17 protein-coding genes are annotated in these 20,197 nt (G+C 62.5%); 9 read left to right on the forward strand and 8 right to left on the reverse strand.

What is annotated here, in order from left to right; translation table 11 throughout:
- Positions 1-130: 130 nt before the first annotated feature.
- The 3 genes from DOM27_RS17510 to DOM27_RS17520 all read left to right on the forward strand — a co-directional run bounded on the left by DOM27_RS17510 (position 131) and on the right by DOM27_RS17520 (position 2,848).
- On the forward strand, positions 131-973 hold the full coding sequence (locus DOM27_RS17510) for an EamA family transporter (RefSeq protein WP_110658137.1): 843 nt from the start codon (positions 131-133) through the stop codon (positions 971-973).
- A gap of 142 nt (positions 974-1,115) precedes the next feature.
- Positions 1,116-2,120: an amidoligase family protein gene (locus DOM27_RS17515; RefSeq protein WP_110658140.1), complete on the forward strand. Its 1,005-nt coding sequence runs from the start codon at positions 1,116-1,118 to the stop codon at positions 2,118-2,120.
- Positions 2,120-2,848 (forward strand): gamma-glutamyl-gamma-aminobutyrate hydrolase family protein, encoded by a 729-nt coding sequence (locus DOM27_RS17520; RefSeq protein ID WP_110658142.1) that lies wholly within the window; start codon positions 2,120-2,122, stop codon positions 2,846-2,848. Before DOM27_RS17515 ends, DOM27_RS17520 begins: the two co-directional genes overlap by 1 nt.
- A gap of 33 nt (positions 2,849-2,881) precedes the next feature.
- On the opposite strand, the gene DOM27_RS17525 is transcribed toward DOM27_RS17520, so the two are convergent.
- The 5 genes from DOM27_RS17525 to DOM27_RS17545 form a co-directional block, all read right to left on the reverse strand.
- Positions 2,882-4,189 carry an MFS transporter gene (locus DOM27_RS17525; protein ID WP_110658144.1) on the reverse strand — a complete coding sequence of 436 codons (1,308 nt, stop codon included), beginning with the start codon at positions 4,187-4,189 and terminating at the stop codon, positions 2,882-2,884.
- Between the two features lie 111 nt (positions 4,190-4,300).
- Positions 4,301-5,608 (reverse strand): MFS transporter, encoded by a 1,308-nt coding sequence (locus DOM27_RS17530; RefSeq protein WP_110658146.1) that lies wholly within the window; start codon positions 5,606-5,608, stop codon positions 4,301-4,303.
- 259 nt (positions 5,609-5,867) lie between these two features.
- The gene (locus DOM27_RS17535) at positions 5,868-6,299 is read right to left on the reverse strand and encodes an OsmC family protein (RefSeq protein WP_110658148.1); all 432 of its coding nucleotides are present in this window, start codon (positions 6,297-6,299) and stop codon (positions 5,868-5,870) included.
- Between the two features lie 155 nt (positions 6,300-6,454).
- A complete protein-coding gene (gene tpx / locus DOM27_RS17540; RefSeq protein ID WP_110658150.1) occupies positions 6,455-6,958 on the reverse strand; it encodes a thiol peroxidase in 504 nt (167 codons plus the stop codon).
- Between the two features lie 101 nt (positions 6,959-7,059).
- Positions 7,060-7,620 (reverse strand): DUF1415 domain-containing protein, encoded by a 561-nt coding sequence (locus DOM27_RS17545; RefSeq protein WP_110658152.1) that lies wholly within the window; start codon positions 7,618-7,620, stop codon positions 7,060-7,062.
- 185 nt (positions 7,621-7,805) lie between these two features.
- On the opposite strand from DOM27_RS17545, the gene DOM27_RS17550 reads away from it, so the two are divergent.
- Positions 7,806-8,705 (forward strand): aldo/keto reductase, encoded by a 900-nt coding sequence (locus tag DOM27_RS17550; protein WP_425353302.1) that lies wholly within the window; start codon positions 7,806-7,808, stop codon positions 8,703-8,705.
- Between the two features lie 108 nt (positions 8,706-8,813).
- Here the strand turns inward: DOM27_RS17550 and nfi are convergent, their stop codons facing one another.
- Complete coding sequence (gene nfi / locus DOM27_RS17555) at positions 8,814-9,548, reverse strand: deoxyribonuclease V (RefSeq protein ID WP_110658154.1); 735 nt, start codon at positions 9,546-9,548, stop codon at positions 8,814-8,816.
- A 210-nt stretch (positions 9,549-9,758) separates the two neighbouring features.
- Here nfi and DOM27_RS17560 point away from each other — a divergent pair, with 210 nt between their 5' ends.
- Together DOM27_RS17560 and DOM27_RS17565 are read left to right on the forward strand one after the other, a co-directional pair.
- The gene (locus DOM27_RS17560) at positions 9,759-11,003 is read left to right on the forward strand and encodes an exonuclease SbcCD subunit D C-terminal domain-containing protein (protein ID WP_110658156.1); all 1,245 of its coding nucleotides are present in this window, start codon (positions 9,759-9,761) and stop codon (positions 11,001-11,003) included.
- Entirely contained in the window at positions 11,000-14,329 is a 3,330-nt protein-coding gene (locus tag DOM27_RS17565) for an AAA family ATPase (protein ID WP_110658158.1), read from the forward strand. The genes DOM27_RS17560 and DOM27_RS17565 overlap by 4 nt, the downstream gene beginning before the upstream one ends.
- Before the next feature lie 44 nt (positions 14,330-14,373).
- Here DOM27_RS17565 and DOM27_RS17570 read toward each other — a convergent pair whose 3' ends face one another.
- Entirely contained in the window at positions 14,374-15,564 is a 1,191-nt protein-coding gene (locus DOM27_RS17570; RefSeq protein ID WP_110658160.1) for an ROK family transcriptional regulator, read from the reverse strand.
- 218 nt (positions 15,565-15,782) lie between these two features.
- Between DOM27_RS17570 and xylB the strand changes: the two genes are divergently transcribed.
- Positions 15,783-16,517, forward strand: coding sequence for a D-xylose 1-dehydrogenase (xylB, locus tag DOM27_RS17575; protein ID WP_110658162.1), 735 nt, complete (start codon positions 15,783-15,785; stop codon positions 16,515-16,517).
- Between the two features lie 48 nt (positions 16,518-16,565).
- Positions 16,566-17,972, forward strand: a complete 1,407-nt coding sequence (locus tag DOM27_RS17580) for a sugar porter family MFS transporter (RefSeq protein ID WP_110658164.1) — start codon at positions 16,566-16,568, stop codon at positions 17,970-17,972.
- Between the two features lie 148 nt (positions 17,973-18,120).
- Here DOM27_RS17580 and wrbA read toward each other — a convergent pair whose 3' ends face one another.
- Positions 18,121-18,726, reverse strand: coding sequence for an NAD(P)H:quinone oxidoreductase (wrbA, locus tag DOM27_RS17585; RefSeq protein WP_110658166.1), 606 nt, complete (start codon positions 18,724-18,726; stop codon positions 18,121-18,123).
- A 268-nt stretch (positions 18,727-18,994) separates the two neighbouring features.
- On the opposite strand from wrbA, the gene argE reads away from it, so the two are divergent.
- On the forward strand, positions 18,995-20,155 hold the full coding sequence (argE, locus tag DOM27_RS17590; protein WP_110658168.1) for an acetylornithine deacetylase: 1,161 nt from the start codon (positions 18,995-18,997) through the stop codon (positions 20,153-20,155).
- Positions 20,156-20,197: the final 42 nt, after the last annotated feature.

Genomic DNA, 20,197 nt, shown 5'->3' on the forward strand with positions numbered 1-20,197 from the left:
CGTGCCATCCTACCGTGGTGGACGGCGACGATCATCCGGAGGCTGTGGCAAGATATGACAACCTCATGACAGCCTTATCGTTGCCGCCTCGTCGCCGCCAAGGCAAAACTCCGAGTGAAAAGGATTCACGTTGACGACAACCGTCTTTCTAGCCGTACTCGCTGGCGCCCTCATGCATGCCAGCTGGAACGCGCTGGTCAAGGTAGGGCTGGACCGGTTGCTGAGCATCTCGCTGATTCAGGCCGCCTGCGCGGTCATCGCTCTCGCCGCGGTTGCCTTCGTGCCGCTGCCCCAGCGCGATGCATGGCTCTGGCTGGCTGGCTCGGCCGTTTTGCATATCGGCTATAACGTGTTTCTGGCTCGCGCCTATCGGGTCGGCGATCTCGGTCAGATCTACCCGATCGCCCGCGGTTGTGCGCCCTTGCTGGTCACCGTGATCAGCGTCTTTGCCCTCAGCGAGCACCCTTCCTGGCTCGGTTATCTGGGTATCGCGGTGTTGGTGCTGGGCATCTTGTGCATGGCATTCCGTGGAGGTAAAGGGCCGCGTCTGGAACGCGCATCGCTGATCAATGCGCTGACGACCTCGGCTTTCATCGCAGCTTATACCCTGGCCGACGGCAGCGGCGCCCGGACCAACGGAGATGCCATCGGCTATGTGATCTGGCTGTTCCTGCTCGACGGCTTCGGCATGCTGCTGGTACTGGTAGCCATGCGTGGCGTTCGCGTCCTGCCTGAGCTGACCCGCCATTGGCGAGTGGGTCTAATCGGCGGCGCGCTCTCCATCGGCGCTTATGGCATTACCATCTGGGCCATGACCCAGGCCCCGATCGCGCTGGTCGCCGCGCTCCGCGAAACCAGCGTCCTTTTCGCCATCGCCATTGGCGTCGTCTGGCTGAAGGAACCGCTGCGGCGTGAACGCCTTTTGGCTGCCGGACTGATTCTGGGTGGCGTCATTCTGACGCATTGGGGATGACTGTCATACCACGACAGGACTGCTAGGCTTAAGGGAGCTGAGCCACCGCTCGGCCAACGCCGTTTCCTCGTCTTGCGGCGCGCAATTGACGCTCACTCAGACGAAAGCCACCAAGGCGACAGCGATCGGCAAGGAGCCCATTTTGTCTCTCACTGCTCCACCCCACGCCACCAACGCCGACGGTCAGGCGCGCAAGGTTGGCGTCGAGCTCGAATTTGCCGGGGTCGGTCCGATTCAGGCCGCGCGCCTGGTCGAGATGACCTTCGGGGGTCACGTCGAGCAGCATAGCGCCCATCGGCTGACCGTAACGGGCACTCCATGGGGCAATTTTCATGTCGAGCTGGACAGCAAGTATGTCCACCCCGATGAGCAGATACTCGACCGCATTCGTTCCACCGACGGCCAACCACCGGGAATCGGCGAGCATCTTCGTGCCAGCGTGCACAGCCGCACTCGCGAATGGCTGGGGGACATGGTGGCAGGCCTGGTGCCGACCGAAATCGTCTGCCCACCGATCCCCTGGGATGAGCTGGCACAGTTGGACGAGCTGTTCGTCGCCCTGCGTAGCCATGGCGCCCAGGGAACCGATGCCAGCCTGTTTTATGGCTTCGGACTCCACCTGAATCCGGAAATTCCGTCGCCGAATGTCGAGAGCGTCCTGGCCCATCTTCGGGCGTATCTGATTCTGGCCGACTGGCTACGGGACGATATCGTGGTCGACGTGACGCGGGACATGCTGCCGCATACCCAGCCCTTCCACAGCGACTACACGCGGAAGGTACTGGCACCGGACTATCATCCCACGGTAAAGACGTTGATCGACGACTACCTGGTCGCCAACCCGACGCGTAACCGTGAGCTGGATCTGTTGCCACTGTTTTCCTGGCTAATGCCGGATCATCCTAACGAGCTGCTGCGAGAGACGCTGGTCAAGCCGCGTCCGACTTATCATTATCGGCTGCCTAACGCGGCGCTCTCCGATTCGGAATGGGGCGTGGTCGTGGAGTGGAACCGATGGGCGGAGGTCGAGCGGCTCGCCGCCGATCCAGATCGACTGGCCGAGCGCGGCGCCGCCTATCGCGAGCACCTTGCGCAGCCAACCCTCAGCCGCTGGCTCGACTCCCTTCGCCACTGGATGCGTCATTGATGGACTCTGCGAAACGTTCGGGAACAGACGTCAAATCGCGCCAGACACGCCCGGTAATCGGGATCACCACGTCGGATCACAAGAGTCTTCTTGCCTGGTGGTGCGACTGGCTCTCGGTCTGGCGCGCGGGAGGAAAGCCACTACGTATCTCGCCGTCCCGTCCGCTGACACAGGCAGTGGATGGCCTGGTCATCGGTGGTGGTGACGACATCGGCGCTCAGCGCTACGGTGGCGAAGTGCAGCTGGATGTTCGTATCGATCCGGCTCGCGACGAACTCGAACTCGATCTACTCGGACACTATCTGCCGTCGCGTTTGCCGATACTGGGGATCTGCCGCGGCGCACAGATGATCAACATCCACTGCGGCGGCAGCCTGATCGAAGATATTCAGACGACTTACAGCCATATCAAGAATCGGCGCATGGTCCTGCCTCGCAAGCGAATCGAGATCGAGCCGTTCAGTCAGTTGGCCGACATACTCAACCGCCGCTACTGTCATGTGAACAGCCTCCACCATCAGGCCGTGGACCGACCGGGAAATGGCCTGAAAGTGGTCGCCCACGACCGCGACGATCTCGTGCAAGCTATCGAAGGCGAACGACACCCATTTTTGATTGGTGTGCAGTGGCACCCGGAATTTCTGCTCTTCAGTCGCTCCCAGCAGCGCCTGATCCGAGCGCTGGTAGAGGCGGCTCGACAGCAGCGTCAAGCGGTCAGTACGGAGTGAAGACGCTGCTGCGCGGATGACATTGACGAACCCTCAGGACGGCATCACCGCCAACCTCCGTCCTGCCGGCGAGCGCAACAGAAACAGGCCGATGACGATGCCCATCACCGCCAGCGCCGCGACGTAGATCGCCGGCGACATGGGGTACCAGCGCATCAGCGTAGTGACGATGATTGGCGTGAAACCACCGAAGAGTGCGTAGGCGACGTTGTAGGAGAACGAGAGCCCGCTGAAACGCACCGCCGCGGGGAAGGCCTTGACCGCAATCGCCGGTATCGCGCCGGTGATACCCACCGCAAAACCGGCCAGTGCGTAGAGCGGCATCAACTGCTCGGGGCGGTGGCCGACCACGCTCATCATCAGCCAGTAACTCGCGCCCAGCAGCGCACTCCACCCCACCAGCGTCGCCCCGCTACCGAAACGATCGGCACACCAGCCGGCGACCACGCAGCCGACGATCAGACACAGAATCGCCACCACGTTGGCGAGCGAGGCGTCGAGCCCGGCGTACTGCGCCGCCAGCAGCGGCGGCGTCATCAGCATGACGACGACGATGGCTGCGGTCAGAATCCAGCTCACCGCCATGGCCAGCAGTACCCCGCCCAAGTGATCGCGAAGTACCGTCTTGACCGGCAGTCCGGCCGCCAGGGCTCGGCGCTTGCGCATTTCGGCGAAGACCGGGGTTTCACTCAGCCAGCGGCGCAGGTAGACCGCGATGAGTCCGAACGCGCCACCGAGCAGAAACGGTATGCGCCAGGCGCCGCTCGCCAGTTCTGGCGCAGAGAAGTGCGATTTCATCACCGCCGCCACCAGCGAGCCGATCAGAATTCCCGCTGCGAGTCCGGCCGATAGCGTGCCGCAGGCAAGGCCGACGTGACGACGTTGGACATGCTCGGTGACGAATACCCAGGCGCCGGGTACCTCGCCACCCACGGCGGCACCCTGCAGCATGCGCAGCAGGACCAGTATCAGCGGCGCCAGGTAGCCGATAGATTGGTAGGTCGGAAGACAGCCGATCGCCAACGTGGGCAGCGCCATCAGCAGGATCGACAGCGTGAACATGCGCTTGCGCCCCAGCAGGTCGCCGAAGTGCGCCATCACAATGCCGCCCAGCGGCCTGACCAGGTAGCCGGCGGCGAAGATGCCGAAAGTCTGGATCTGGCGCAGCCATTCCGGCATGTCCGGCGGGAAGAACAGCTGCCCGATGACCGTGGCGAAGTAGACGAAGATGATGAAGTCGTAGAATTCCAGCGCGCCGCCAAGTGCGGACAGCGACAGCGTCTTGACGTCGCCACGGGAGATCGGACGCGACGACTCGGACGAGGTGGGGTCGTGAGACATAGTGATCTTCCAAAAAGGACGGCACCCGAAGGTGCCGTCGCGATCATTCCGTAGCGGAACTGCCGAGATCGAAACTCGCTAGTCAGCGCGGTTCGGAACTCGAGACGCGGTTCAGTGCTGCATCAATGCCAGACGTTGTCCGTTCGGCGCGCGCAACAGGAAGATACCGATGACGACGCCGAGTGCCGACAACGCGGCGATATAGTACGCCGGGGCCGCGGGATGGCTCGCCATCAGCGTCGAGACCACCACCGGCGTGAACCCGCCGAAGATCGCATAGGCAACGTTGTAGGAGAACGAAAGCCCGGAAAAGCGCACCGCCGCCGGAAACGACTTGACCGCGATGGTCGGGACGACGCCGACGATGCCCACGCCGAAACCGGCCAGGCAGTAGAGCAGCATCAGCTGGTCGGGATGGGTCGGCACCGTGTGCATCATGATCCAGTAGGTAATCCCCAGCAGCAGGCTCCATAGAATGATCGTGATGCCGCTGCCGATGCGATCGCAGCACCACCCCGAGACCACGCAACCGATGATCACGCAGACGATCGCCCAGACGTTGGCCAGCGAGGCATCGATGCCGTAGACCGCTTGCAGCAGGCTGGGCGTCATCAGGACGACCACTACCACGGCGCCGGTGAGAATCCAGGTGACCGCCATCGACAGCACCACACTGTCCAGATGCCGACTCAGCACACGCTTGACCGGCAGCCCGTCGGAAAGCGCCTTCTTGGCGCGCATCTCGGCGAATACCGGGGTCTCTTCCAGGTAACGACGCAGATACACCGCCAGAAACCCGAAGACGCCACCGATCAGGAACGGGACGCGCCAGCCGTATGCGCTCATCTCTTCAGGGGTGTAATAGGACTTCAGAAATGCCGAGATGATCGAGCCGATCAGAATGCCGGCCACCAGCCCGGAGGCAAGCGTGCCACAGGCGAGGCCAACGTCCTTGCGTGACACGTGCTCGGTGACGAAGACCCAGGCGCCCGGAACTTCACCGCCCACCGCAGCGCCCTGCAGGATGCGCATCAACACCAGCAGCAGTGGCGCCAGGTAGCCGATGGTCTCGTAGGTCGGCAGACAGCCGATCAACAGCGTTGGTACCGACATCAGGAAGATCGACAGCGTGAACATGCGCTTGCGACCCAGCAGATCACCGAAGTGCGCCATGATGATGCCGCCCAATGGACGCGCCAGATAGCCCGCGGCAAAAATGCCGTAGGTCTGGATCATCCGCAGCCATTCCGGCATGTCAGGCGGAAAGAACAGATGCCCGATCACCGTGGCGAAATAGACGAATATGATGAAGTCGTAGAATTCCAGCGCACCGCCCAGGGCGGAGAGCGACAGGATCTTGATGTCACCGCGTGACAGCGGACGCGAGGGAGCCGCATCGTATTGGGGTGCGTTAGCCATGGCCGTGTTCTTTTTTCTGAGGCGTTGAAACGTACGTGTCCAGTAGCCAACGTGCTTCACGGAAGCTCGACAGAGGGCGTCATCCGCCGCACGAAGGGGAAACGACATTACCAGACTTTATAAGTTCCGTCAGTGTGGTGTCGTCAAGCGTCGAATGCCGGGAGAACAGGCTTCGGAACGGGAGTTTCGAGCGCAGAAATTAAAGAATCCGCACAAAAAAACCGGCCACGTGGGCCGGTTATCGAACTCACCAGATGCCTCAGCTCTCGAGCTTGGCATCCAGCGAAATCTTGGCGTTCAGCAGCTTGGAGATCGGGCACCCCTCTTTGGCCTTTTGCGCGGCACTGTCGAAGGTCGACTGATCAGCGCCGGGGATCTTGGCTACCGTCCTGAGCTGGACTTCAGTAATGGTAAAGCCGCTGTCGTCCTGCTCCATGATCACGGTCGCGTCTGTCTTGATGCTGTCCGGCTCGATGCCCTCTTCACCCAGCATCATGGAAAGCGCCATCGAGAAACAGCTGGCGTGCGCGGAAGCTATCAGCTCTTCCGGGTTGGTACCCGGCTGCCCTTCGAAACGGGTATTGAAACCGTAAGGGCTTTCCTTGAGCGCGCCACTCTCGGTCGATACGACACCCTTGCCTTTCTTGAGGTTACCTTTCCATTCAGCGGATCCGGATTTCTTGATCGTCATCATCAGCTCCTTCTGGTTCGATGTACCCTTTCGAGGCTATCTGCCATCACGGGGATGGATTGGAGATCAGTGTAGACCACATGCGTCAGACGTCATCCCGATCTCTCACCGTCGATCGCGCTACCGCTTGGCAAAGGGAGCAGGGCCTGGAAATTCTAGACCTTGAGAACGGCAAGCGCTGAATCGTAGTCCGGCTCGTTCTTGATCTCGCTGACCAGTTCGGCATGCACAATCTTGTCCTGCTCGTCGATCACGATGACCGCTCGCGCGCAGAGCCCGTTCATGACCCCGCTCTGCAAGGCGACGCCGTAGCGTTCACGGAATTCCGGGTGGCGAAAGCTCGACAGCGTAATCACTCGGTCGAGGCCCTCTGCGCCGCAAAACCGGCTTTGCGCGAAAGGGAGATCCGCCGACACGATGAGCACCGCCGTATTATCGAGGCCGCTGGCGTACTCGTTGAACTTGCGCGTCGACATGGCACAGGTTTTGGTATCGACGCTGGGAATGATGTTGAGAACCTTGCGTCGGCCGGCAAAATCCGACAGCGTCAGGTCCTTGAGTTCGGCATCGGTCAGGGTGAAGGCGGGTGCCGTATCGCCAACGGCAGGAAATGTACCGCCCACTTCGACGGGCACGCCGCCTCGCGTCACGCTCTGCATGATTTTCTCTCCGGCTGGAATGATTCAAAGGTCAAAGGCAAAGATCAAAGGCACTAGGAAAGTGACATGCCTCACGGCATGACAGTCCAGACCAGCATAGACTATCCCTCGGGCTTGCCGGGCGAACCCGTCAGCAGTTCCCGCGATGTCGCCAGGGCTCTCGAGTCCGAGGCTCGTAACAACGCCATATTGCGTTCGGGAATGGCCTCGGGGTCGGCATGACTCGCCAGTGCTCGTTCGAGCTCGGCTTCTCGCAAGATATGCAGCATCGGATAGGGCGAACGATTGGTCGCGTTGGCGGGATCCGTCACCTCGACGCCGTCGAAACTATAATCCGGGTGAAAGCTCGCCAGTTGGTAGACCCCGCGATAGCCCAGATCGTCGAACAGCCGCTCGGCCAGCTCGAGCCAATCCAGATAATCATCGAAATCGTCCATCCCGGCGGGCGCGATCAGCAGCGTGGTGGCAATCGCGGGGTCCGCATCCAGGCGACGGCATTCAGCCACCAGCTCATGAAGCAACCCTTCCAGCTCCACGGAGCTGGCGAGCGCATATCGGATGGTGTCCCGGCGCATTTCGCGCCCGGCAAACGGACAGATATCGTGGGCCACGACGAAGGATTCGAGCCAGGCTCGGGTAGCGGTGATCGCGGAAGCTTCGATGACGGGCTCCTGATGTTATCGACGAATCGGACGGGATTTACACAAACTGAAAACGGGTTTCACGCAAGGAAAACATAGCTGATACAGAGTGCGAACAATACCACCACATTTCACCAAATCGGTTTGCGAAACTTGGGAGTGGCGGCCAGCATAACAGTATCGTTTTCACGAACCGGGAGTTTTCGATGTCACGCATGCTGCCGCAGATCCTGCTACCCGAGAGTCAGAACGAACCTTCTCTAACCCTGCCGGCTGTCGGCCAGGGCACCTGGTACATGGGAGAGAATCTCGTTCCGCGTCAGCAGGAGAAAGATGCCCTGCGTTACGGCCTGGATCTGGGGCTGAGTCTGATTGATACCGCCGAGATGTATGGCGACGGCGGTGCCGAGCAAGTGGTCGGAGAGGCGATCCGCGGGCGCCGTGACGATGCCTTCGTTGTTTCCAAGGTCTATCCCTGGAATGCGGCGAGAGAAAGCGCCATTGCCGCGTGCGAACGTAGCCTCGAACGCCTGGATATCGACACCATCGATCTCTACCTGCTGCACTGGCCCGGCAGCATCCCTCTCGAGGAGACTTTCGAGGCGTTCGAGCGGCTACGCGATCAGGGCAAGATCCGGCGCTTCGGCGTTTCCAACTTCGATGCCGGCAGCCTCAGGGCGATGGATGCGCTGCCCGCAGCCTCCGAGTGCGCCACTAACCAGGTGCTCTATCATCTCGGCTCCCGCGGCATCGAGGTTGACGTCCTACCTTGGATGCAGGACCACCATCGTCCGGTGATGGCCTACTGTCCGCTGGCCCAGGGCGGCCGGCTCAGGTCCAAGCTACTCTCCTCGTCCGTGGTCAACGAGATCGCCGACAAACACGGCGCCAACGCCGCCCAAGTGCTGCTGGCCTGGGTCATTCGCCCCACGAGCAGCAATCCCGGGGCGCCACGCCCGGTCGTTGCCATTCCCAAGGCTTCTACCCTAGCGCACGTCAAGGCCAATGCCGAGGCACTGACTATCGACCTCGATGCCGAGGACCTGACCCGGCTCGACAATGCTTTCCCGGCGCCGAGAGAGCCGGTGTCGCTGGATATCATTTGAGAGGGCCTTGACCGAAAGCCTTCACCTGCAAAGTGATCGGCCACTCCGACACTCAGCTGAGCCATGAGCTTTGACCTGTGGCCCGTGGCCTGTGAAGTAACCGATGAACTATGGCAACGGCAATTGGCTGCTGGTCGCCACCGAGCCCCGCCGGGACGCCAGCCGATCTGCCAGGCGGGTCGGCTCCGGCAGTTTGGTCCTGCCCAGGCAGCGCACGACCCAGTCGACGGCGCTTTCGAGCGACAAGCGATGCCCCGGCGACACGAACAGTGGTTTCACCCCTTCTCTCGAGCGCAGTACCGCCCCGATGGTGACGCGGCCGCGTTCGTCGACGGCAACGTTGCTCGGGTCCTGTTCACGTCGGCGATCGGTCAGCGGCGTCCATTCGCCTTTGACCGACGGTACCTCGCCGAACTGCCCGCACAACCGGCTCTTACCCACGCCGATGGTCGGCAGATCGAGCCATAGCCCCAGATGGGAGGCGATTCCCAGTCGACGCGGATGCGCGATGCCCTGCCCGTCGACCATGATCAGATCCGGGCGCTGCGACAGCTGCTCGAACGCGCCCAGCGCCGCCGGAATTTCGCGAAACGAAAGCAGGCCCGGCACGTACGGCATCCGCGTCGGCTCGCGGTGCACCACCTGCTCGACCAGCGTGAGCGATGGCCATTCGAGCAGCACCAGCGCCGCCCGCGTCGTCTCGCCGCCATCCTCGAAGCCGATATCCATGCCTGCGATCAGGCCGACCTCTCCCAGCGTATCCTCGCGTATGATTCCTGGCGCCAGCTGCTTCTGCAGCGCGATCGCCGCCTCGGGCGTCAGATTCCATTCGTGTAGCGCCATCCTGGGCTCTCCCGGTTGTCTCCATGAGTCCGAAAGACTAGTCCCAGGTCGCGCGTCTCTCCAACGGCCGAGGCAATATTGAGGCGCGGTCGTGACGGTGCGCGGCCATAAGGAAGCGCGCATTGGGTCTTTTCCCCCACGCCCGCCACGTTACACTTGGCGACGCTTTTGCTTCTTCACTCTCTCTTCGTTGCCACAGGGCGCCGCGCCGTGAAATTGATCCACACCGCCGACTGGCATCTGGGCCAGTCTTTCCATGGCCAGGAACGCCATGTCGAACATCGCGCCTTTCTCGACTGGCTGCTGGCGACACTCGTCGACCGCCGCCCCGATGCGCTGCTGATAGCCGGCGATATCTTCGATGTGGTCAATCCTTCACTGCGCGCTCAGGAGCTGCTCTACGACTTCATCGTCGCCGCCCACGCCGCCCTGCCGGACCTGGAGATCGTGATGATCGCCGGCAATCACGACAGCGGTTCGCGGATCGAGCTGCCGGCACCGTTGATGAAGAGCCTCAAGACCCATGCCCTCGGCCGAGTGCATTGGCTCGACGATGGCCGTCTCGATAGCGACCATCTGCTGGTCCCGCTGCATGATGCCGATGACGCGCTCAAGGCATGGTGTCTGGCGCTGCCTTTTCTGCGCCCCGCCGAGGTGACCGGCGGCGAGATCGACGATTACCGCGACGGCATTGCCCGAGTTCACGGCGAGCTGATCGCCGCGGCCGAGCTACGCCGCCAGCCGGGTCAGGCACTCGTGGCGATGAGCCACGCGCATCTGCAGGGCGCCGCCGTCTCCGAGGCGAGCGAGCGACCCATCGTCATCGGCGGCGAGGAGTCGGTCCCGGCGACGCTGTTTCCCGATTCGATCGCTTACGTCGCGCTCGGCCATCTCCATCGGCCCCAGCAGGTCGGCGAGCCACGCATTCGCTACAGCGGCTCGCCGCTGCCGCTCGATTTCAGCGAGAGCCACTATCCGCACCAGGTGGTCGAACTCACCCTCGACGGCGAAACGCTGGGCGAGATCGAGACGCTGCTGATCCCGCGCCACGTGGCACTGATACGCGTGGGCCCGGGCAGTATCGAAGAGATCGAGCAGACGCTTGGCGAACTGGAGACGGATGCCGATCTTCCTCGTGAACGCTGGCCATGGCTGGAGATCCGGGTCGATCTCGACGCCCCTCGCCCCGATCTGCGCGCCCGCATTGAGGCAGCGACGGCAGACAAGCCGCTACGTCTGTTGCGCATTCACAGCCGCTACCCCAACGCCAGCGGGCGCGCCGACGTGGATGCCAACGTCGACCTCGACAGTTTGACCCCACAGGAAATCTTCACCCGGACCTGGCAGGCGCGCTACGGCAATGCGCCACCGGATGACGTCATGACCGACTTCGCCAGCCTTCTACAGCAGGTTCAGGACGCGGGAGCAGGAGTAGGGACAGGGGAAGAGTCATGAAAATTCTCGCCATTCGTCTGGAGAACCTCGCCTCGCTGGCCGGTCGTCACGAAATCGACTTCACCGCCTCGCCGCTGGCCGACCAGGGTCTGTTCGCGATCACCGGCCCGACCGGCGCCGGCAAGAGCACACTACTCGACGCGCTCTGCCTGGCGCTCTACGGCAGCACGCCGCGCCTGCGTCAGGCACCGAAACGAGACTCCCAGATCGCGGATGTCAATGACGACACCCTGACCACAGCAGACGCGCGCACCTTGCTGCGTCGAGGCTGCGCCAGTGGCTTCGCGGAAGTGGATTTCGTTGGCCGCGACGGGCACCGATACCGGGCACGCTGGTCGGTACGCCGCGCCCGCAACAAGATCGACGGCAGCCTGCAGAAAATCGAACAGTCATTGACCGACCTGGACGCCAACCGGCTGCTGACCGCTCAGACGCGGGAGTTCGAGAAGCTGCTGCCCGAACGTCTGGGACTGAAATTCGACCAGTTCACCCGTGCCGTATTATTGGCCCAGAGCGAGTTCGCCGCCTTCCTCAAGGCAGACGACAACGAGCGCAGCGAACTGCTCGAACGTCTGACCGACACTCAGCACTATTCCGAAATCTCCAAGGCAGCCTATCAGCGCGTTAGAGAGGCCAGAGCCGCTCTCGATGCCATCGAGGTCAGGCTAGCCGACGCGCTGCCGGCGGATGCGGACACGCGCGCAACTTATGAACGACAGGCTCAGATCGAGGAGCACGCGCTGGCCGATCTCCAGGCTGAGTTGTCGCGTCATCAGACACAGGGCATCGAACTCGAACGCGATGTCCAACTGACACAAGCCTGGCAACAGGCCAACGCCAGTTGGCAACAGGCTGATCGCGAGTGGCAGCAAAACCGGGGGGAGCGCGAGCAACTCGCCCAGCTCGACGAGCTGGCTCCCTGGCGGGACCGAGCAAAGCGCCGCCAGACGCTCGAACAGTCGCTCGCCGGCCACCGCCATGCGCTGATCAAGGAGCGCCGTCAGTCCGAGGATTGCGACCGGGAGCGCGAAGCGCTCGAGCCTCAGCTCGCTACCGCCCAGCAGGACCACGAACAAGCCCGGGACGACTACCGGGACGCCCAGCCCCATCTGGACGAGGCCCGCCGGCTGGCCGCCAATCTCGAACACCAACGCCAGCAGCTCGACCAGCAGCACAACGAGCACCGCCAGCTCGCCGAGGCAACGCAGGCCGACGAGCAGCGCCGGACGCAGCTGACGCAAGCACGCCAGCCACTCGAGACGCGCCTTCGCGAACAGCGGGTCACCCTCGAAGGGTTGCTGGAAGACGCCGACAAGGGCGGCGAACGTCTGACCGCCCATGAATTGCGCTCGACCCTGAATCGCCAGCGCGATCTGACGCAGAGCGAACTGCAAGCACTGCAGAGTCTGCAGCAGGACTGGCGCGAGGGGGAACGGCTACGGCGAGAGCAGACAGATACGCTCCAGCAGCTCGATAGCGAGCGCCGCCGGCTTCAGGACCTGGAAACTCAGGGCAAGCAGGCCGCGGAGCGGCTCAAGGCGGCGGAGTCCGAGGAAACGCTGATTCGCCAGCAGATCGAGGGCGCAAGGGCTGCACGAAGCGACAGCGTCGAACAGCTGCGCCAGCATCTGAGCGACCATGAACCTTGTCCGGTCTGCGGGGCAACGGATCACCCCTACCGGCAAGCGCCCCCGGCCCACCCCGGCGCCGCCATGATCGAGGCGATCGAGCGTCAGGAACGACAACAGCTCGACAGCCAGCGCGAGCAAGTCGAAAACGCACACCAGATCTATCACCAGTGCAGCGCCGATTATCGCGCCTGCCGCCAGGGCCTGTTCGAACGCGAGCGCCAGCTCGAGACACTGTCCCGGCAGCTCGAGCACGCCGAAGTCGCCATCGACACTCATGCCGCGGCCTCTGCCTTGCGCCAGAGTGAGGCGACCGGCGGCTGGTTCGAGGCGCGCCACGAACGACTGTCCCGTCAATGGCGGCAAGCCAGTGATCGTCTCGCCACGCTCGATGAAGCGGAGCGCACTCTGCAGCCGCTGGAAGCCGAGTGGCAGCAGCTGTCACTTGAACAGGGCAAGCTGGAGGAGCGCCAGTCCTTGAACCGCGAGCGTCTGCGAGCGCTCGAGGACGCACTGCCCTCAATGCAACAGCAGGTGGACGATACCGAGTCACAACTCGCAGCCCGGCTCGGCAGTCACGACTCCGTTCCGGCCTGGCAGGCAGCACTAGAGCAGCGGCGCCACCAGGCGGAAGCGACTCTCGAGGAACATCGGACGCGGTGGCAGATACTGGCCCAGACTCGTACCCAATTGACGCAGCGACTGACGGATCTCGAGCAGCGCCAGCGGGAGGCGCAAACGGAGTTCGACGAGCTCGACGGCGAATGGCAAGCCTGGCGCCGAGAACGTCCGGCACTGGACACTGACACGATCGACGCCCTGCTGGCGGTCAGCGAGGCGGACCACCGTCGACGGCGGGAGAGCATCGTGCAATGCGAGCGCGATCTCGCCGCCGCCACCGTCAAACGAGAGGAACGTCAGCAGGCGCTACGCGACCACCGTCGGGCACTACTCTCGGCAAGAGGCGAAGACGTCCCGGCGAAAGGCGAAGACGATCTACTCGATGAGGCTAGCACCCGCGAACTGGCGGCGCGGCTGACCCAGCAGCGCGAGACCGCCGAAGCCCTGACCCGCCAGCGTGACGAGCGTCAGGAGACCCGCGATGCCGCCCAACATCAGCTCCGTGAAGACGACCGTCGCCGTCAGGCACAGCGCGATGGCGCCCAGGAGCGCGAGTCGGCCCAGCACGAGGTCAATCGCTGGGAGCGCCTGAACGGCCTGATCGGCAGTGCCGATGGCAAGCGCTTCCGGCGCATCGCCCAGGCCTACAACCTCGACCATCTGCTGACCCATGCCAATCAGCATCTGCGCGCGCTGACGCCCCGCTATCGGTTGATACGCGGCGGCAGCGAACTCGGCATTCTGGTGATCGATGGCGACATGGCCGACGAGCGTCGCTCGGTCCACTCGCTCTCCGGCGGAGAAACCTTTCTGGTGTCGCTGGCGTTGGCGCTGGGGTTGGCATCGATGGCGTCTCACCATCTGGCGATCGAATCGCTGTTCATCGATGAAGGCTTCGGCAGTCTCGACCCCGAATCGCTGGCATTGGCGATGGACGCGCTCGACGGCCTGCAGGCCCAGGGGCGTCGCGTGGGGGTGATCTCCCACGTCCAGGAAATGCACGAGCGGATCCCGCTACAGATTCGTGTCGAGCCCAGTGGCAACGGTGCCAGCCAGCTCGTGATTCGTCGCGCTTGACCGCTTTCGCAGCAAGGGAGTCGACCGAGCCCAATACGCTCCGCTCAAACCTCGATCGCTGCCCGGGCCATGACCTGGGCGGCGGCACCTCTGGCGGCCGTGAACGTGCTGTCTTCGATGATCTTGATCGGAACGGATTGCGACTGCCTGAGCAGATCGTTTTGATGGGCCTCGAAGTAGGCCAGGGCCGGCTCGATCAGAGGCCCTTTCAGCCACATCAACGACCCGCCCAGAATCAGCATCGACGGGTTGAGCGTGTGATGCAGGTTGAGCATCAGCAGCCCGAGTGCTTCTCCTGCGCGCTGAATCAAGGCTTGCACGTCCGCCTCACCGGCCCGGGCTCGTACCGAGGCGCTGAGGCTGTCATCGATATCGAGACCCAGCGACTCGCGCAGCGCCCAACCGCTGACCAGGGTTTCGGCACAGCCGCGGTTGCCGCAATGGCAAAGCGCCCCGCCCGGCTGAATCACGGTATGCCCGATCTCACCGACCAGGCCTTGATAGCCGCGTGGCACTACGGGGAAATGTTCACCGCTGACCACGCCGCAGCCGATACCGATATCGGCGCTGATGTAGGCGAGCGACTCGGGCGGCATGCCCTCGAAAAAATAGAACTCGCCGAACGCCGCCGCGTTGGCCTCGTTGTCCAGTAGCCAGACCCCGTCCGGTAGATCCGGCTCTTCCCGCAGCAGCGCCAGAAAATCGACGTCGATCCAGCCCAGATTGGGCGCCAGGCTGAGGATCGGCGCGGTGGGAGAGACGGGGCCGGGCACCGCGACGCCCAACCCCAGACAGCGCCGACCCGCGATGGCGGGCGCTTCGCGCAGCTGGTTCAGCAGTTTCGCCAGACACGTCGCGGTAGTCACGGGATCGCTGGGAGGTTCTTCCAGATGGCAGCTTGCCAGAATCTCTCCCACCAGGTTGCAAGCGACCAGCCGCAAGCCTTTAACCCCGACCTCGGCACCCAGCATGTAGTGGCGGTCACCATCCAGATAGAGCGCCCGCCCCGGCCGCCCGCCACCGCGCGCATGCAGCTCTCCTTCGCGTAGCCATCCTCGTTCGACCAGCGTTTGCACCACACTGCCTACCGTGGCCTTGGTCAGGCCTGTCTCGAGCGCGATATCGGCCCGGGACAGCCCAGGGTGGCGACGTGCGGTGCTCAGAATCGTGCTGCGGTTGAGACTCTTCAGGTAGTTGAGATCGCCGGCAGCTTGCGGCGTGAAGGAGTTGGGCATGGGAAGGCGGCAACGTCAGGTGGCGGTGGATGCTGCGACTATATCAAAGCCCGCCGACGTCGACCGGACAGCACTACGATTATGCGACCTAAGTCTTAAAGCCAATCGTCTTACCCACAATAGTCTTAACACCAATGGTCAATAGCAGCCCGCGCCCCTTACGCGCATGATCCGCACATCATTTAGTTAACAGATTTTACTAACCATCAGGAGTTTTCATGCCGTCAGCCATCTACCCCAGTCTCGAGCGCAAGCGCGTAGTCATTACCGGCGGCGGTTCCGGCATCGGTGAAGGTCTGGTAAGGGCCTTCGCCGAGCAACGCGCCGAGATTCACTTCATCGATATTATCGATGATGCCAAGGCGCTGGCCGAGGAGCTCGGGAGCAATGTCCATTTCCATCAATGCGACCTGACCGATGCCGAGGCGCTGATCGCGACGCTCACCGCCATCGGCGATGTCGACATCCTGGTCAACAACGCGGCAAACGACGATCGCCACCGCCTCGAGGATATTACCCCCGAGTATTGGGAAAATCGGATGGCGGTCAATCTGCGCCATCTGGTGCTGGCTGCTCGCGAAGTGGCGCCTGCCATGCGCCGTCGAGGTGAGGGCGTCATCATCAATCTGGGCTCGATCAGCTGGCACCTCGGGCAGCCTGGCCTGGTGCTCTACGAGACTGCCAAGGCCGGCATCGAGGGGCTGACGCGAGCGTTGGCGAGCGAGCTTGGCAGCGACGGCATCCGCGTCAACTGTGTGATCCCCGGCAACGTCAAGACGCCACGCCAGTCGCGCTGGTACAGCCCCGAGGATGAAGAGCAGATCGTCGCCGAACAGAAGCTCAAGGTCCGTATCCATCCTCATCACGTGGCCTCCATGGTGCTCTTCCTCTCCTCGGACGCCGCGGCCGCCTGTACCGCTCACAACTATTGGGTCGATGCCGGCTGGCTCTGATCGCAAGCTGCCTCGGAACCCTCATCGAGAGACCATTGGAGTTCAACAATGCCAACATCAAGCACTTCACAAAATCCTGTCGTGGTTCTACTTATCTGCTGCGTGGCCGCCATTGGCGGCTTCCTGTTCGGTTTCGATAGCGGTGTCATCAACGGCACCGTCGACGGCCTTCAGCAGGCTTTCCAGTCGGAAAGTGTCGGCACCGGTTTCAACGTCGCCTCGATGCTGCTGGGCTGCGCCGTCGGCGCCTTCTTCGCCGGCCGACTGGCGGATAAATTCGGCCGTCGTACGCTGCTGCTGGTCGCTGCCGTGTTCTTTATCATCAGCGCCTGGGGTTCCGGCATCGCCGGGGGATCATTCGAGTTCGTGATCTATCGGATACTGGGCGGTCTGGCAGTGGGTGCGGCCAGCGTCATGTCGCCGGCCTACATCAGTGAAATCGCCCCCTCGCACCTGCGCGGCCGATTGGCGACCATTCAGCAAGTCGCGATCATCGGCGGACTGTTCTTCTCGTTTCTCAACAACTACGCCCTGGCCAATATCGCCGGCGGCTCCACCGCCGAGCTGTGGTTCGGTTTTGAAGCTTGGCGCTGCATGTTCTGGATGGAACTGATTCCGGCCGGCATCTTCCTGATCGCGCTGATGTTCATCCCGGAAAGCCCGCGCTTTCTGGTCAGTGCCGGACATGACGACAAGGCCAAACGCGTTCTTCGCCTCGTTTACGACGAAGCCGGAACCGAAAAACGTCTGGCAGACATTCACGCCTCGCTTTCCAACCGTCATAAACCGCGCCTGTCGGACCTGATCAACCCCGCTACCGGCAAGCTGCTGAAACTGGTCTGGATCGGCATCGGCCTGGCGGTGTTCCAGCAGCTGGTCGGGATCAACGTGGTGTTCTACTACGGTGCGGTACTGTGGCAGGCGGTCGGTTTCTCCGAAAGCGATGCCCTGATGATCAACGTCATCAGCGGCGCGGTCAGCATCGCGGCCTGCCTGGTCACGATCGGCCTGATCGATCGTATCGGTCGCAAGCCGCTGCTGTGGGCCGGCTCGGTGGGCATGACGATCACCCTGGCAATTCTGGTCTACGCATTCTCTACCGCAGAGATCGTTAACGGCAGCCTGGCACTCTCCTCGGGCAACGGGATCCTCGCCCTGCTGGCGGCCAATGCCTACGTCTTCTTCTTCAACGTCTCCTGGGGCCCGGTAATGTGGGTCATGCTCGGGGAGATGTACCCCAACCAAGTGCGCGGGTCGGGACTGGCCGTTGCCGGGCTGTTCCAGTGGGTCGCCAACTTCGCCATCACCATGACCTTTCCGATCATGCTGGCGTCGATCGGTCTCACCGGCGCCTATGGCTTCTACGCTGTCTGCGCGCTGCTCTCGGTCATCTTCGTCGCCCGCTTCGTGCGCGAAACCAACGGCAAGGAACTCGAGGAGATGGCGTACGAATGAGCGTTCAATAAGCCGTGACCTGAACGTCATCCTGTACGCAACAAACAAGGCCCGCGCNNGCGCGGGCCTTGTTTTTATCGCCATGCCGACGTCGGCGGACTATGCCAATGATCGGCGGCGCTCGCATCGAGGGCTTGGATCTTGAACCTTAGAGCGCCATTTTCGCGGCGATCTCGGCGACGTGCTTGCCCTGGAAGCGAGCAATCGTCAATTCGTTCTCACTCGGGGTACGACTACCATCGGCATTGGCCAGCGTCGTCGCGCCGTAAGGTGTACCACCGGTAATCTCGTTCATGTTGGAGAGTTCAGGGCAACTATAGGGCACGCCGACGATCACCATGCCGTGATGCATCAAGGTGGTATGAATCGAGGTCAGCGTAGTTTCCTGACCACCGTGCTGGGTTGCCGTCGAGGCAAACGCGCTGCCTATCTTGCCGATCAATTTGCCCTGCGCCCAAGGACCACCCGTCAAGTCCCAGAAATTGCGCATCTGAGAGGTCATGTTGCCGAAACGGGTCGGGGTGCCGACGATGATGGCATCGTATTCCGCCAATACGTCGGGGCCTTCGATCAGCGCCGCCTCCTGATCGATTTTGTAGCCGGATTTCACCGCCACCTCTTCCGGTACCAATTCTGGCACGCGGCGGATGTCGACCTGGGTGCCGCCGACGCTCTCTGCGCCTTCCGCAACCGCCTTGGCCATGGTCTCGATGTGGCCATAGCTCGAGTAATACAACACCAGTACTTTGCTCATGACAGCTCTCCTGGAGAGATGGGGTTTTACGACGAACCGCCTCTCAGGCTAGCCTGCGCGATGTTACGACGCCATGGGTTAAGCTCGGACTCGATCCTGGCTTTTTTCCGCGTAAAGCATCGAAAGGATCGAACGCTTTCCGATCATGAGAACACCACCCGACCCGGCTCACCCGTTGGTTCAGGCGTTTGTGGGCGGGGAGGATTAGCCGCTATTCTGTCGGCACACCCACCGAAAAGTGGTCCACGTTGATGGATCGGAGCCAGTGATGACGACTTCCCGCGACCTGCTGTCCAGCCTTATAGGCTTCGATACGGTATCCCGCCACTCGAACCTCGAGCTGATCGACTTCGTCGAACGCTATCTGGCGTCCCACGGCATAACGTCGCAACGCATCAGCAACGCCGATGGCAGCAAATCGAATCTGTTGGCTCGGATTGGGCCGGCGGTCAAAGGCGGCGTGGTGCTCTCCGGTCATACCGACGTGGTGCCGGTGGACGGCCAGCCCTGGAGCAGTGACCCGTTCACGCTGACGGACAAGCAGGACGGCCGGCTGTACGGTCGTGGCAGCTGCGACATGAAGGGGTTTCTGGCCTGTGCGCTGGCGCAGGTCCCCGCTTGGCAGGCTCTCGAGCTCAAGCGTCCGGTCTACCTTGCCTTTTCCTATGATGAAGAGATTGGCTGCCTCGGCGCGCCTTCGATGATCGAACGCCTGATGGAGGAAGAGCCGCTGCCCGGCGCGGTCATCATCGGCGAGCCCACCTCCATGCAACCGGTGGTGGCGCAGAAAGGGATCACCACCATGCGGACGACGGTGACCGGCAAGGAGTCGCATTCGAGCCAGATCAACCAGGGTGTATCGGCGATTCACGTCGCTGCCAGGCTGGTGACCCAGATCGAGGCGATCATGCAGGAACTGGTCGACGAGGGTGCATTGGAATCCGTCTTCAACGTCCAGCATTCGAGCCTGCACGTGGGTCTGATCGAAGGCGGCACCGCGATCAATATCATGGCGCGCCACTGCCAGTTCGACTGGGAGATTCGTCACCTGCCCAGCGACGGCTTCGACGTCGTCTTCGCACGTTTCGAGCGCTACGCCAAGGCGCTCGAAGCCGAACTCCAACAGCGCGCGCCGGAGATCCGCATCGTCACCGAGCAGATGGTCGACACCGTGCCGGCGCTGGCCGATCGTGACAATGCGCCAGCCGTCGAACTGTGTCGTGAATGTCTCGACGATCCGACCCTCGAGACCGGCGGCGTTGCGTACGCCACCGAAGGGGGTCAGTTCCAGCGCGTCGGCCTGCCGACCCTCGTCTGTGGCCCGGGCAGTATCGAACAGGCGCATCAGCCGGACGAGTACATCGAGATCAGCCAGCTCGAAGCCGGGGACCGGTTCATGCAAAGACTGGGCGAACGAATGGCGCAGTAAGCGTCTCCCTCGCGTCTTCTTTCTCGATCAACGGAAATCGCG

This window comes from Salinicola halimionae (assembly GCF_003206065.1).
In the GTDB taxonomy this organism is placed as follows: domain Bacteria; phylum Pseudomonadota; class Gammaproteobacteria; order Pseudomonadales; family Halomonadaceae; genus Salinicola; species Salinicola halimionae.

Bases quoted from the DNA above. Each gene is read 5' to 3' on its own strand.
- DOM27_RS17520 (WP_110658142.1), top strand. From the start codon at position 2,120: ATGGACTCTGCGAAACGTTCGGGAACAGACGTCAAATCGCGCCAGACA.
- DOM27_RS17525 (WP_110658144.1), bottom strand. From the start codon at position 4,189: ATGTCTCACGACCCCACCTCGTCCGAGTCGTCGCGTCCGATCTCCCGT.
- DOM27_RS17530 (WP_110658146.1), bottom strand. From the start codon at position 5,608: ATGGCTAACGCACCCCAATACGATGCGGCTCCCTCGCGTCCGCTGTCA.
- DOM27_RS17535 (WP_110658148.1), bottom strand. From the start codon at position 6,299: ATGACGATCAAGAAATCCGGATCCGCTGAATGGAAAGGTAACCTCAAG.
- tpx (WP_110658150.1), bottom strand. From the start codon at position 6,958: ATGCAGAGCGTGACGCGAGGCGGCGTGCCCGTCGAAGTGGGCGGTACA.
- DOM27_RS17550 (WP_425353302.1), top strand. From the start codon at position 7,806: ATGTCACGCATGCTGCCGCAGATCCTGCTACCCGAGAGTCAGAACGAA.
- nfi (WP_110658154.1), bottom strand. From the start codon at position 9,548: ATGGCGCTACACGAATGGAATCTGACGCCCGAGGCGGCGATCGCGCTG.
- DOM27_RS17565 (WP_110658158.1), top strand. From the start codon at position 11,000: ATGAAAATTCTCGCCATTCGTCTGGAGAACCTCGCCTCGCTGGCCGGT.
- DOM27_RS17570 (WP_110658160.1), bottom strand. From the start codon at position 15,564: ATGCCCAACTCCTTCACGCCGCAAGCTGCCGGCGATCTCAACTACCTG.
- xylB (WP_110658162.1), top strand. From the start codon at position 15,783: ATGCCGTCAGCCATCTACCCCAGTCTCGAGCGCAAGCGCGTAGTCATT.
- DOM27_RS17580 (WP_110658164.1), top strand. From the start codon at position 16,566: ATGCCAACATCAAGCACTTCACAAAATCCTGTCGTGGTTCTACTTATC.
- wrbA (WP_110658166.1), bottom strand. From the start codon at position 18,726: ATGAGCAAAGTACTGGTGTTGTATTACTCGAGCTATGGCCACATCGAG.
- argE (WP_110658168.1), top strand. From the start codon at position 18,995: ATGACGACTTCCCGCGACCTGCTGTCCAGCCTTATAGGCTTCGATACG.